Source organism: Pantoea sp. SORGH_AS_0659 (assembly GCF_031453915.1).
Lineage (GTDB): Bacteria > Pseudomonadota > Gammaproteobacteria > Enterobacterales > Enterobacteriaceae > Pantoea > Pantoea leporis.
This window is the reverse complement of the sequence record NZ_JAVJAK010000001.1, coordinates 3301760-3315606: the sequence shown is the minus strand read 5'-3', so window position 1 is coordinate 3315606 and position 13847 is coordinate 3301760. Positions and strand designations below refer to the sequence as shown.

Below are 13847 nucleotides of genomic sequence, written 5' to 3'. Positions count from 1 at the left end.
CCGCCGGATAATGGCAGCATGGGGAAATTGGGTTTAATCATGCGGACTGTCCAGAACAGACAGCGCGTCGCCAGTGATAACTGGTGGTTTTTTAAACATAGATGCGGTGTGGAATATTGTCAGTAACGTGTAGACATATTTTTTCACGTTTGCCTGCCATTGCGATGCGCTTATCTTGCGGCAGGCTGGGTTTCAGCACATAAAGACACTAAAAAACGGCTTTCAGACATGATTTGCTGTGAGCAAAATCACGCTCGACAGTGTAAAACTGCGTTTTTTCGCCCATGCCATGTTTTGCCGTCCGGTAATGTTATGAGATTGTTAGACTGAACTCTCGTTTCATTCTGCTGATGCCCACGCCCATGTTACGCTCCATCGAGTCCTGGAAAGTTAATCTGATATCCGTTTGGTTAGGCTGCTTTTTTACCGGCCTTGCTATCAGTCAGATCATTCCCTTCCTGCCGCTGTATGTGGAAGAACTCGGGATTCGTGGCGGTAACGCGCTCAGCATTTGGTCTGGGCTCACTTTCAGCGTCACCTTCATTGTTTCTGCCGCCGTCGCGCCGTTGTGGGGCAGCCTTGCTGACCGTAAAGGGCGCAAGCTAATGCTGCTGCGCGCCTCTTTCGGCATGGGCGCGGTGATTCTGCTGCAGGCGTTTGTCACTCAGGCGTGGCAGCTGTTGCTGCTGCGCGCGCTGATGGGCCTTACGTCCGGCTACATTCCCAATGCGATGGCGCTGGTGGCGGCGCAGGTGCCGCGCGAGCGCAGCGGCTGGGCGCTCAGCTGTGTTTCCACCGGGCAGATCAGCGGCATCATTCTCGGGCCGATGATTGGCGGTTTGCTGGCGGACTGGCTCGGTTTACGCATGGTGTTTATCGTCACCGCCGTGCTGCTGATGGTGAGCTTTCTCGTCACCTTATTTCTGATAAAAGAGACCGGTTATACGCCGGTTAGCAAGCAGGACAAGCTGAGCGGGCGCGACGTGTTTCGTACCCTCGATAATCCGCGCTTAATGATCTGCCTGTTCTTCACCACCATGGTGATTCAGATGTGCAACGGCTCGGTGAACCCAATCCTGACGCTGTTCGTGCGCGAGCTGGCACCGAATGCGCAGAACATCGCGTTTCTCAGCGGGGTGATCGCCGCGCTGCCGGGCGTATCGGCGCTGATCTCCGCGCCACGGCTGGGTAAACTCGGCGATCGTATTGGCACGCAACGCATTCTGCTCGCCACTATGATGGTTTCATTATTGCTGCTGGTGGCGATGTCGTTCGTCACCAGCGCGACGCAGTTGGGCGTGTTGCGTTTCCTGTTGGGGTTTGCCGATGGTGCCATGATGCCGGCGGTGCAAACGCTGCTGGTGCGGCATTCACGCGATAACGTCACCGGGCGCATTTTCGGCTACAACCAATCGTTTATGTACTTGGGTAACGTGGCGGGTCCGCTGCTGGGCGCGGCGGTATCGGCGGCAACCGGCTATCGCTGGGTGTTCTTCGCCACGGCTATGGTGGTGATGGTTAACGTGATCTTCCTGCGCCGCTTTTATCGTCGGCCGAAAACCACGCTGACTCCACCTTTGAGCCAGCGTGAAACCGCAGAAAAATCTACTGACGCAACGTCAGCGCGTAGTGCCAGCGCTGCTGAGAAAGCAAAAACTCCGGGCTAACGCTGGGGCTCCATGAATCATCACCGCCGACGCCCATGTGGAAGCCATCGAGGTGCAGCCAGCAGCCATCCTCTTGCTGCAATAAGTGGCGATGCGAGGTGGCACGCAGCTGTTCAAGGCTGAAGCGACTGAGCGAAAAGGCGAAGTCGCCGCTCACCTGCAAGCCATTGCTCTGTAACTGACGCGTGCCGCAGCGCAAACCATTTTCACCGGGGAACACATACGCGGTGCTGAGCGCTGCCAGCGGCAGCTGCCAGCGCGAGAACTGCGCCGCCAGTTGGCGATCCGGATAGTTCTCGTGCGGGCCTAAACCGAGCCAGCTCACCTGCTGCGGCGACTTCGCCAGTTGGCAGCGCAGCCCGATGCGTGCCGGCGCCGGCAGACCGGGCGCCTGTTCCACATTGACGCTAATGGACAACTCACCGTTAGCATTAATTTGATAGCGTTTGTGGCTGGTGAAAGCCAGCTGACCGTTGGCCAGCCACTGATGCCAGGTTTCAATCAGCACGCTGTGTTTCAGGCTATCGACCTGCATATCCACCAGCACCGCTTGCAACTCATCGTAGCCCGCACGTTTCCAGCGCTCGACCCACGCATTGGGATCAACATTGGCAGCTTCGCTGGTGCCGATATCGTTATCAATCGGTGCACGAATAAAGCACTCCTGCAGCGGCGTGAGCAGCGTTTCTTCATCATCGACAAACCATTGCATCAGCTCGCCGCTGCGGCGCGAGAAGTGCCAGCGCTGCTGCGGCACAACTACCGCCACCAGATCGTGATTAGCAATCAGTTCCGGCGCGGTGGCACCGAGCTCTGCAACGCGCACTGGCAGCGCAGCGGGCAGCGGCCACTGATCCCAGGCGACGCGCGCATCCGCTTCGGACCACGGCGTGGCGTTGATTTGATGCACCGCCAGATTCAGCCACGCGTTGCCCTGCAAATCTTCACTGGCGGGCAGCGTAAAGGTCTGGCTGCCTTGAGCGGCGAGATCGAGCGGCAATTCACCGCTGGCGATGGCAACGCCATCCTGCTCGATTGACCAGCGCAGCACTTCGTTATCGCTGCGGCGGAACAGATATTCGCTGCTGACGGTAAAGCGATACGGCTCGTTAGCGTCCCGCTGAAACTGGAAGAACTGCTGCGCGCGCTGGGCTTCAAACAGCGCCGGATGCGGTGAGCGGTCGGCAAAAACCAGCCCGTTCATGCAGAACTGGCGATCGTTCGGCGTATCGCCAAAATCCCCGCCGTAGGCTTGCCAGGCTTCACCGTTGCCGTCGTAGCGCGTCAGGCTTTGATCGACCCAATCCCAGACAAAGCCGCCCTGCAAGCGCGGGAACTGGCGGAAGGCTTGCCAGTATTTAGCGAAACCGCCAAAGCTGTTGCCCATCGCGTGGGCGTATTCACACAGAATCAATGGCCGCGTCTCGCCCGGCAGACCAATCCACTTTTTCAGCGACCACTTTGGCACCGCCGGAAAAGGCTGATCCTGATCGACGCGCGCGTACATCGGGCAGACGATATCGGTGGCGGCGGTGTTGGCGCCGCCGCCTTCGTACTGCACCGGACGCGTCGGATCGCTGCTTTTCACCCAGTGATAGAGCGCATCGTGCGTGCTGCCGTGACCTGATTCGTTGCCCAGCGACCAGATAATAATGCAGGCATGATTGCGGTCGCGCTGCACCATGCGCGTGACGCGCTCGCTGTAGGCGGCGAACCAGCGCGGATCGCTGGAGAGGCGATTCATGGGCTGCATACCGTGCGTTTCGATATTCGCCTCATCCACCACATACAAACCGTATTGATCGCACAGGCGATACCACAGCGGATGATTAGGATAGTGCGCGCAGCGTACCGCGTTAAAGTTGTGGCGCTTCATCAACTCGATGTCGCGGCGCATGCTGGCTTCATCCACCACCTGACCGTTTTCCGGGTGATGTTCATGGCGGTTCACACCACGAATCAGCAGCGGCTTGCCGTTGAGGCACAATTGGCCCTGTTCAATGCTGACGCGACGGAAACCGACGTCGTAAGCTTCGGCTTCGAGCACGGCACCGTTTTCATCCAGCAGCGTCACCACCGCGCGATAGAGATGCGGCGTTTCGGCGCTCCACAGCAGCGGCTGGTTGACCGGCAAAATCAGCAAAGCGCGTTCGGGATAATGTCCGCGCTCGTCGATAATCGCACTGCCGAGGGCCTGTTCCTGCTCGCCAATGCAGCTGTCGCCGCGCCACAAACTGACGCGCAAACGGCACTGCGCGGGCTGACGATCGCCGGCGTGGATCTTGACGCTGACACGCAGATCGCCGCGCAGGTATTCCGGGCTCAGCGCGGTTTCAATCTGCACATCGGCCAGCTGCGTCTCCGGCTTATGCAGCAAGCTGACATCACGGAAGATGCCGCTCATGCGCCACATATCCTGATCTTCCAGATAGCTGCCATCGCACCAGCGCAGCACCATCACGGCTAAGCGGTTCTGGCCGGGCTGCAAAGCGTGAGTGAGATCAAACTCGGCGGGCAGGCGGCTGTCCTGCGAATAGCCGATCCACTGGCGGTTACACCACAGGAAGAAGGCCGAATTTACGCCGTCGAAGATAATGCGCGTCTGGCCCTGTTGCAGCCAGCTAGCATCCACTTTGAATGTGAGCGAGTAGCATCCAGTAGGATTCTGTTGCGGCACCAAAGGTGGCGTTACCGGAATTGGATACTGCACGTTGGTATAAATTGGCGCGTCAAAGCCGTGCAGCTGCCAGTTTGCGGGCACCGGCAGCGCATTTGCGCCAGGCAAATCCTGCAGCAGCCAGCTTTGCGGTACCGCTTCCGGCTGCGTGAAGTAGCTGAAGCTCCATTGGCCGTTCAATAGCTGGCGCGAAGGCGAAGGGCGGTCATCGCGCGCGCTGATTTCGTCGCGCCAGCTGGCAAACGGCGGATGCGCATCCAGTCGATTAAGGCTGGTGATCACCGGATTTTCCCAGTCACGGCGCGCCAGAATTTCACTCAGGGAGACAGCAGATAAGCTCATGATGAGATCTCATTTATTGTAATGCGCTCACATTGCGTGAAATTGCACCGGCTGTAAAGCGATCAACAACGATTTTGCGCAGCGCGTTGGCAGCAATCCAGGCCGCCCGTGTGATGTTTTTGCCGCTTTAGTGCCAGTAAATTGTTAAGCGTGGTGAGCAGAGATGAATAGCGCCGGGTTGCGGAGAATTCTGTATTGTCGTGCCCGATGCGGCCTCATACACTCAGCCCGATTTCACCATTCCGAGGTAATTATGGTCCGTATGTTTAAAATCGCCGCAGTTGTGGCATTGGTGACCGCGCTGAGCGGTTGTATTTTCCCACCTCCGGGTGGCGGCGGTTGGGGCGGCGGTCATGGTGGCGGCGGTCCGGGTCGCGGCTTTATGGGGCCCCGCTAATTAGCACCAGCGTTAATTAATAGAATAAGCGAAACGTTTCAATAAATCTTTGAACGTCCAGTGAAACGTTTCGCTATTAACTATTGAAATCTAGCTGGTTTTTTTATTCTGCCGTTTGGCTGTTTTTTCTCTAAAACGGCTTAAAAATCCTTGTTGTTTTATTCAGCGCAATGCTAACGTCTGTTTTTCTTCTCTCATTGAGCTTGTCGCATGAAAAACCTGATTGCGGAACTCCTTCTAAAGCTGGCTGAAAAAGAAGAAGAGTCTAAAGAATTAGTGGCTCAGGTTGAGGCATTAGAAATCGTGTTAACCGCGATGCTGCGCAAACTGAATCCCGATCAATTCCACGACATTGAGGCCGCTATTAAATTAGCCATGCCGCCCGTCGCTCCCGCGGCTGAAACGCCCGATACCACCATGCTGCGTAATTACGTAGAGAAGTTGCTGCATCATCCGCGCGTATAATGGCTATCGCCTGTTTTTGCAGGCAATTGTCATTATCGATTTCTCGTATTTGCTTATTCCGTGCCATGCTTAGAGAGCAATAATGCTACGGAGAATCCGGTAATGAAATCGTGTCTTTTGGCAATAATGACAGCAGGCTTGCTGATTGCAGGCGGAGCGAGTGCGGCAGAGAAAACCGCACAGCAGGAAAAAATGACCCAGTGTAACCAGAGCGCCGGTACACAAAATCTGAAAGGCGATGCGCGTAAAAGCTTTATGAGTGACTGTCTGAAAAAAGACAGCAAAATAGGCAGTATGACGCCGCAACAAATGAAGATGAAAACCTGTAATGCTGATGCGAGCGATAAAAAGCTCACCGGCGATGCACGTAAAACGTTTATGAGTTCGTGCCTGAAGAAAAGCTGATTTAATTAGCGATAAATCGTCGCCGTTTTTAAATCACTCATGCGTGAAAAGGAATAAGGGTTCATGTTTAGCGTGAACCCTTTTTTTATTGCTGTAAGCTGCGGCGCAGACATATTCAATTTTACTTATCACGTCAGAGGAAAAACTCATATCAGGATCCTCATCACAAAACCGCACCGATAACGCTGCCAGGATGCTTTAGTCCTAAATGATGACTAATTATTCCATCCGCTCAATCCCCGCGAAGCCAGAGCGTTCGTTGGGCAGCCTTTACCTGTGGAGTCTGCTATGAATGTGCTTGATTATGCTGTGATGGCACTTTATGCGCTGATGATTGTGGCTATAACCTTGTGGGCGATGCGCAAGGTGGGCAGCACGCGTGATTTCTTTGCGGCTGGCGGCAAAATGCCGTGGTGGCTGTCGGGCGTGTCGCATCATATGTCAGGATACAGCGCGGCGGTGTTTGTCGCCTATGCGGCGGTGGCTTACAACATGGGCATCACCATCTATTTTTGGTGGGCGTTTCCCATCGCGATCGCGGTGTTGATAGGTTCACGCCTGTTTGCGCCGCGCTGGGCGCGCTTGCGCATCTATATGAACATCGAATCGCCGATGGAATATCTCGCCACGCGCTACAACCTGCCAACGCAAATGGTGCTGGCGTGGAGCGGGGTGCTGCTGAAAACCTTTGACGTCGGCGCGAAGTGGGCGGCGATTGCGGTGATCATCAACGTCTTCACCGGACTCGATCCGCTGATTGGCATCTGCGTTTCCGGTGCGCTAAGTTTGTTTTACACCGTGATGGGCGGATTGTGGGCGGATGCCTGCAACGACTTCGGCCAGTTCGTGGTGCAGTTTGTGGCCGCGATTGTTATGGTGGTGGCGGTGGCGGTGCATCTCGGCGGCTTTGCTGAGCTGTTCACCATCTGGCAGCGTTTGCCGCCAACCCACACCCAGATCATTCAGGAGCCGTACAGCATCGGCTTTATTCTCGCCTATTTCGTCATCTACACGCTGAGCTACAACGGCGGCACCTGGAATCTGGCGCAGCGCTTTATTGCCGCGCCCGCCGGCCGCGATGCACGCAAAGCGGCGCGCCTCTCCGCCGCGCTCTATCTCATCTGGCCGCTGATTCTGTTCTGGCCGATGTGGGCAGCGCCGCTGTTGTTTCCCAATCTCAGCGATCCGTCGCGCTCTTATTCGATGATGGCGATGGAGCTGCTGCCGAATGGTCTAGTGGGTTTGGTGCTGGTGGCGATGTTTACCCACACGCTGTCGATGACCTCGTCGGATGCCAACGCCATTACGGCGGTGGTGACGCGCGATATTCTGCCTAGCATGCTGCCGAAACACTTTCAGCGCGGTAAAAGCTCGCTGCTGGTGGCGCGGCTCACCGCTTTTATCTTCATTATCACCACGCTGGTGATTGCCATGAACGCCAGCCACTTCGGCGGCGTGCTGTCGCTGCTGATCATCTGGTTTGGCGGCTTAGTCGGCCCGATCTCCATTCCCATGCTGCTGGGTTTGCTGCCGGCATTTCGTCGCAGCGGCAGCGCCGCCGCGCTGGTGAGTTGGGCGATCGGCGTCGGCACTTTCTTCTGCGTGAAATTTGTCTTTACCGATGTCAGCACCGCCACCGTGGTGGCTGCGCCGGTGATGTCCTCGCTGGTGCTGTTTGTGGTGATGGGCTGGTTACGCCGCGCGCCGGTGCGCCCGGAAGTAGATCAGCTGCTGAACGCACTCAATCAGGATCAGGATGCGCCTGCCGCACAGCGCTGGGCGCATAAAAGCAACGTCTCTCAGGAGGGATAATATGACGCTCTTACAACAGGGAACCCGAGATCGCTTACGGATAAAACGCTTCGCCAGCCGCGCGGCATTAGGTGCTGCTGCTGCGCAGGATGTGGCCGCGTTTCTGCGTCAACGGCTGAGTGAACAGCATGTGGTGCGCATGGTGTTTGCCGCCGCGCCCTCGCAAAACGAGTTTCTCGACGCGCTGGTTGCGGCTGGGGATATCGACTGGTCGCGTATTCACGCTTTCCATATGGACGAGTACATCGGGCTGGAGGCGGAAGCGCCGCAGCGTTTCAGCCACTTTTTACGCCAGAAGCTGTTTGATAGGGTGCAGCCTGGCGAAGTCCATTTGATTCCTTCTTGCGGCGATCCTGCCGCGATCTGTGCGGATTACGCGGCAAAACTTGCCGCTGCACCGATTGATGCAGTGTGCCTGGGTATTGGCGAGAACGGCCATTTAGCCTTCAACGATCCGCCAGTGGCCGACTTCAACGATCCTTTCTCCGTTAAGGTGGTGCAGCTGGATAATGCCTGCCGCCAGCAGCAGGTCAACGATGGCTGTTTCGCCAGTTTCGAGGCGGTACCGACGCATGCCGTGACGCTAACGATTCCCGCCTTGATGAGTGGTGCGCGGCTGTTCTGCATGGTGCCGGGTGCCAGCAAACGCGCGGCGGTGCGCGCAACGCTTGAGGATGCGATCTCCATCGCGTGTCCGGCGACGTGTCTGCGCCAGCATGCCGATTGCACGCTCTATACCGACAGCGATGCCTGCCCGGAGGTGACCTTTGACTAACCTCATTTTGCGCGGTCGCGATTACCGCACGCTGCAACCGATTGAGCTGGAGATTGAGTACGGCACCATCAGTGATGTGCGCGCGCTGAATAAACTGGAAGAGGAGATCATCCTCGCGCCGGGCTTGGTCGATCTGCAGGTCAACGGCTTTCAGGGCGTCGATTTTAACCATTTTCCTTTCAGCGAAGAGGATGTGCTAAACGTCACGTGCGCGCTGTGGCAGCAGGGCGTCACCTGCTTTCTGCCAACGGTGATCACCGCTATGCCGGAGGAAATTGCGCAGGCGATGCAGCGACTCGCCAGCGCCCGTCAGCATCATCCTGACGTGGCACGCGCCGTTCCGGGGTTTCATCTGGAAGGACCTTTTTTGTCGCCTGAAGATGGGCCGCGCGGTGCGCATCCGCGCGAGGCGATTCGCGCACCGGATATTGTGCTGTTCGACAGCTGGCAGCAAGCCGCGCAGCAGCATATTCGCCTGCTCACGCTGTCGCCGGAATGGCCGCACAGCGATGCGCTGATCAAACATTGTGTGGCGCAGCAGGTGCGCGTCGCCATTGGGCATACGTCCGCCACGCCAGCGCAAATTCACGCGGCGGTTGACGCGGGCGCCACGCTCTCCACCCATCTCGGCAACGGCGCGCATCTGCAACTGCCGCGTCATCCCAATTACATCTGGCAGCAGCTGGCGGAAGATGCGCTGACGGCCACGTTGATTGCCGATGGCGATCACCTGCCGGCGGACGTGTTGAAAGTGTTCCTGCGTGCCAAAGGCGAGCAGGCGCTGCTGGTCAGTGACGTCACCTCGTTCGCTGGGCAGCCGCCGGGCATCTACGACACCGCGATTGGCGGCCGCGTGCAGCTTAGTGCCAGCGGACGCCTGAGCATCGCCGACGCGCCGCAGCTGCTGGCGGGATCGGCGCGTGGTTTGCTGGAGGGCGTGAACTTCCTGCTGCGCCATCAGCTGGCGACGCTGGCGCAGGCGATTGAGATGGCGTCTGTTCGTCCGGCGCGGCAGCTCAATCTGCCGCAGCAGCAAGGTTTGGCCTGCGGTGCACCCGCCGATGTGCTGCTGCTGGCTGCTCAGGCGGACGGCGGCGTGGCTTTACGCGGCTGTGTGAAGCAAGGCGCTGTCGTGTGGCGGGATGGTGAAGATTATCTTTAGCGAATAAACAATAACTTACCTACCGTAGCGCGTTGTCGATGCGGACAAATCACCATGCTTTGCCAGGCTTACTCTTTGTAGGGATTTGCTGATTACCTCAAAAACCACAAGAAAGGAGGCCTAACGTGAGCTATCAAACTGTCGTGGAACTCAAGTCGCTGGCACAGCGCAAACCCACCAAATTTACCGTCGGCGACACCGATGTGGTACTGATTCGTGACGATGAGCAGGTGCAGGCGTTTCAGGCCAAATGCCCGCACGCCGGGGCGCCGTTAGAGCAGGGCGCGGTGTGTGGCGACAAGCTGATCTGTCCGTGGCACAAAGCGGTGTTTCAGCTGCAGGATGGGCAGATGTGCGAGCCGCTGGCGCTGGCGAATCTCAAGCGTTATCCGGTGCGCATCGAACAAGGCAAAGTGCTGGTCAGTCCGCAGGCGATGTCGCCCGCCAGTGCGCCCTCCGCACAAGGCGAGTCACCGGTATGCGTGATTCTCGGTTCGGGCGCGGCGGGGAGTGCGGCGATCTGGACGCTGCGCGATGAAGGTTTTAAAGGGCATATTGTGTTGATCGAGCGGGAATCGGCCGCACCTTACGATCGCACCGCACTGAGCAAATTCGTGCCGTCCGGCAAAATGGCGATTGAGGATGTACCTAAGCTGCTGCAGCAGGATGTGCTGGGTACGGTGGAGCGGATTCAGGGCGATGTCGAGCAGCTCAAAGCGCTTGAGCAAACGCTGGTCCTTAAAGGCGGTCAGCAAGTGAAGTTTGACCAACTGCTCATTGCCAGCGGCGGCGTGCCGCAACCGCTCGATATACCGGGTAACGATCTCGACGGCGTGCATCTGCTGCGATCGCTTAATCAAGCCGATGAGTTACTCAAAGAGGTGGATAAAACCGAGCAGCTGGTGATTATCGGCAACAGCTTTATCGGTATGGAGATGGCAGGTTCGCTGCGTAATCGTGATGTTGATGTCACGGTGATTGCGCGCCAGCCGCTGCCGTTTGCTAAACAGTTTGGCGAAGAGATTGGCCGCCACTTTTACGATCTGCATCGCAGCAACGGCGTGAAGTTTGTCGAAGGCGATCCCGTGGTGCTGGAAGGCGAGGGCAAAGTCACTGCCGTGCGCCTGAAGAGTGGCAAAAAAGTTGATGCCAGCCTGGTGCTGTTTGGCACGGGCGTGGTGCCAGCGACCTCATTCATCCACGACCTGCCGCTGGAGGACGATGGCAGCTTGCTTACCGACAGCCAGCTGCGCGTGGCCGATAACATCTGGGTGGCCGGTGATATCGCCAGTTATCCGTCAGTGCAGGGCCCACAACGCATTGAGCACTATCGCGTGGCGCACCAGCAAGGGCGCATCGCGGCGCTGAATATGTTAGGGAAACAGATCCTGTATGACCGCGTGCCATTCTTCTGGACCGCGCATTACGGTACCCGCTATGAGTATCTGGGGCATGCGGAAGAGTGGGACGATTACCGGCTGCTGGGATCGCTACAGAATAAGCAGTTTATCGCTTTATATTGTCAGGAGGGGATGATTGCGGCGGTGTGTTCTGCCGGGTTATATACGCTGACGGCAGCGCTGGTGCAGGAGATGCAGCAGCCCATGACGCTGGCGCAGGGTATTGCGCTGTATGAGGCGTACGCAGCGGCCTGATGCCCTCTCCTACAGGAAGAGGGAGACGCAGCCACATGCCCGATCGGACCCCTCTCCCGCATGCGCGAGTTCGCCACATGCTCGATCCGTTCCCTCTCCCGCTTGCGGGAGAGGGTTAGGGTGAGGGGCAAAGCGCACCGATCACTGCTTACTCAACGCCTCTGACTTCGCCATACACTGCTGCATCGCATTAATCACCGCGGCGCGGAAGCCTTTCTCTTCCAGCACTTTCACCGCTTCGATGGTGGTGCCGCCTGGCGAGCACACCATATCTTTCAGCTCGCCAGGATGCTTGCCGGTTTCCAGCACCATCTGCGCCGAACCTTTGACCGCCTGCGCCGCAAACTGATATGCCTGCGCACGCGGCATGCCGCCGAGCACCGCCGCATCGGCCATCGCTTCGATAAACATAAACACATAGGCTGGCGCTGAGCCGCTCACGCCAACCACCGCGTGAATCAGGTATTCATTTACCACCGCCGCTTTGCCGAAGCTTTCGAAAATCCCCACCACTTCATCCACTTCATGCGCTTCCACTAGCACGTTTGGCGTCACCGAGGTCATACCTTCGTTAACCAGTGATGGCGTATTGGGCATCACGCGGATGATTTTGCGATCGTGGCCGAGCACCGATGCCAGAGAATCCAGCGTCACGCCTGCGGCAATCGAGACCACCAGCACATCTTTCTTCAGCTGGCCGGCAAGATCTTTCAGCACTTTGAGAATCACATTGGGTTTCACCGCGCCAAACAGAATATCCACTTCGCGCGCCAGACTTTCCACGCTGTCTGCGGCGGTGACGCCATATTGCTGCGCCATCGCTTGATTGGTGGCGGGCTTACGGTCGAATACCCAGATATTGGCGGGGGCGATCTGCCCGCTGTTGACCAGTCCGCTAATGATGGCTTTCGCCATATTGCCGCAGCCGACAAACCCGATTTTTTTATCCAGCATCGCTTTATCCTCTAAGTGGTTCATTTTCTGTGGGGGTAAGCTTACGTCAGCGAGGATTAATAACAAGGCGGGCGGCCAGCAAAAACAGTTGCCATTCTGCCGCAGCACGGCAAGATCAGCCTCATTGTCTGTGAAAAAGGAGTCATCATGTCGATTTGGGTTGATGCCGATGCCTGTCCCAATGTCATCAAAGAAGTGCTGTACCGCGCGGCTGAGCGCACCAAAGTTACCGTGACCTTTGTCGCCAACCAACCGCTGCGCGTGCCGCCGTCGCCGTGGCTGAAAACGCTGCAGGTTGCTGCCGGGTTTGACGTGGCGGATAACGAGATTGTGAAACGGGTGCAGCCCGGCGAGCTGGTGATCACCGGCGATATTCCGCTGGCGGCAGAAGTACTGGAGAAGGGCGCTGCGGCGCTGAATCCGCGCGGAGAGCGTTATTCGACAGACACCATTCGTCAGCGCTTAACCATGCGTGACTTTATGGAAACGATGCGCGCCAGCGGGATTCAGAGTGGCGGCCCGTCGACCTTAAGCCAACGCGACCGCCAACTGTTCGCCAATGAATTAGATAAGTGGTTACGTCAGCGCTGATCAGACGAAGCTATCATCGTCGTCAAAGTCGCCGCCGCTGCCAAAGTCACCGAAATCATTGTTGTCCGCCAGGTTGTTATCCCAGCCCGAGTTATCATTCAGGAACGCATTGTTGCTGTCGTTGCCGTTAAAGGTGTCGAGGCTGTTATCGACCTGCGGCAGCGCCGGTTCGTTGATGATGTTAACGATCTCTTCCGGCTGCGAATGGTGGAACATGCTGGTCAGCATATCCGCCATCACCACGCCGCCCGCCACGCCAACGGCCGTCTGCAATGCGCCGCCGAGGAAGCCGGTGCCGCGTGCCGCAGGCGCAGCAGATTGCTGCTGTGGTGGCGCATATTGCTGTTGTGGCTGCGGCGGTGGATTCCCCCACGCTTGCTGATGTTGCGCCGCCGGGCGCGATCCGCCACCAAACAGGCTGGAAAGAAAACCGCCGCTGCTCTGCTGCGGTGCCTGTTGCTGCTGCGCCTGCGCCAGACGATTTTCCAGATCCGTAACCTGCGCATTAAGCTTTTTCAGCGCCGCTTCCTGAATCAGGATCGCCTGTGACATGTAGTAAGGCGCGCCGGGCTGATTCTGTAAATGCTGTTTGATTAACTGCTCTGCGCCAGCATCACGCGGGCCGCTTTGCGTCTCAGCCTGTTTCAGTCGGCTGAACAGGTTTTCAATAAGTTGTTGTTCTTCGCTTTGCATGGGGAACCCTCCGTTAAGGTATGCCTCATATATGAGGGCGCGACCAGAGAAAGTAAATCAGCGGCCTGGTAAGGAAATGTTGGCCGCTGTTACATTTGGCCCGATGCACGATTCATGCATTGTTTTTTGCAGCTTAATCAAAAGACTAGCTTAGGATGTGACTGAAATACGCGTAAATCGTGCCTCGCGGGTGGCTGATAAAATAAAATCCAGGTATTATGCGACGCATTATTGACCTGATGACGTTGCCCG

At 57.3% G+C, this 13847-nt stretch carries 12 protein-coding genes; 9 read left to right on the top strand and 3 right to left on the bottom strand.

Going from position 1 to position 13847, the window contains the following annotated elements; all coding sequences use genetic code 11:
* Positions 1-362: 362 nt before the first annotated feature.
* Positions 363-1667: a multidrug efflux MFS transporter gene (locus tag Q3H59_RS15735; protein ID WP_309835754.1), complete on the top strand. Its 1305-nt coding sequence runs from the start codon at positions 363-365 to the stop codon at positions 1665-1667.
* Here the strand turns inward: Q3H59_RS15735 and Q3H59_RS15730 are convergent.
* Complete coding sequence (locus tag Q3H59_RS15730; RefSeq protein ID WP_309835752.1) at positions 1606-4686, bottom strand: beta-galactosidase; 3081 nt, start codon at positions 4684-4686, stop codon at positions 1606-1608. The two genes, Q3H59_RS15735 and Q3H59_RS15730, sit on opposite strands and share 62 nt — an antisense overlap.
* Before the next feature lie 253 nt (positions 4687-4939).
* Between Q3H59_RS15730 and Q3H59_RS15725 the strand changes: the two genes are divergently transcribed.
* From Q3H59_RS15725 to Q3H59_RS15695, 7 genes are all read left to right on the top strand, one after another.
* A complete protein-coding gene (locus tag Q3H59_RS15725; protein ID WP_218168197.1) occupies positions 4940-5083 on the top strand; it encodes a hypothetical protein in 144 nt (47 codons plus the stop codon).
* 210 nt (positions 5084-5293) lie between these two features.
* Positions 5294-5548, top strand: a complete 255-nt coding sequence (iraP, locus tag Q3H59_RS15720) for an anti-adapter protein IraP (RefSeq protein WP_101762480.1) — start codon at positions 5294-5296, stop codon at positions 5546-5548.
* Between the two features lie 102 nt (positions 5549-5650).
* Complete coding sequence (locus Q3H59_RS15715) at positions 5651-5953, top strand: PsiF family protein (RefSeq protein WP_101762479.1); 303 nt, start codon at positions 5651-5653, stop codon at positions 5951-5953.
* A 288-nt stretch (positions 5954-6241) separates the two neighbouring features.
* Entirely contained in the window at positions 6242-7765 is a 1524-nt protein-coding gene (locus tag Q3H59_RS15710; protein WP_309835747.1) for a sodium:solute symporter family protein, read from the top strand.
* A gap of 1 nt (position 7766) precedes the next feature.
* Complete coding sequence (locus tag Q3H59_RS15705; RefSeq protein ID WP_309835744.1) at positions 7767-8540, top strand: 6-phosphogluconolactonase; 774 nt, start codon at positions 7767-7769, stop codon at positions 8538-8540.
* Positions 8533-9702: an amidohydrolase family protein gene (locus Q3H59_RS15700; RefSeq protein ID WP_309835742.1), complete on the top strand. Its 1170-nt coding sequence runs from the start codon at positions 8533-8535 to the stop codon at positions 9700-9702. The genes Q3H59_RS15705 and Q3H59_RS15700 overlap by 8 nt, the downstream gene beginning before the upstream one ends.
* A gap of 125 nt (positions 9703-9827) precedes the next feature.
* On the top strand, positions 9828-11357 hold the full coding sequence (locus Q3H59_RS15695) for an FAD-dependent oxidoreductase (RefSeq protein ID WP_309835740.1): 1530 nt from the start codon (positions 9828-9830) through the stop codon (positions 11355-11357).
* A 141-nt stretch (positions 11358-11498) separates the two neighbouring features.
* Here the strand turns inward: Q3H59_RS15695 and proC are convergent, their stop codons facing one another.
* Positions 11499-12311 carry a pyrroline-5-carboxylate reductase gene (proC, locus tag Q3H59_RS15690; protein ID WP_110867772.1) on the bottom strand — a complete coding sequence of 271 codons (813 nt, stop codon included), beginning with the start codon at positions 12309-12311 and terminating at the stop codon, positions 11499-11501.
* 147 nt (positions 12312-12458) lie between these two features.
* On the opposite strand from proC, the gene Q3H59_RS15685 reads away from it, so the two are divergent.
* The gene (locus tag Q3H59_RS15685) at positions 12459-12902 is read left to right on the top strand and encodes a YaiI/YqxD family protein (RefSeq protein ID WP_008106050.1); all 444 of its coding nucleotides are present in this window, start codon (positions 12459-12461) and stop codon (positions 12900-12902) included.
* On the opposite strand, the gene Q3H59_RS15680 is transcribed toward Q3H59_RS15685, so the two are convergent.
* Positions 12903-13595 (bottom strand): DUF2076 domain-containing protein, encoded by a 693-nt coding sequence (locus Q3H59_RS15680; protein WP_217547419.1) that lies wholly within the window; start codon positions 13593-13595, stop codon positions 12903-12905.
* Between the last annotated feature and the right edge of the window lie 252 nt (positions 13596-13847).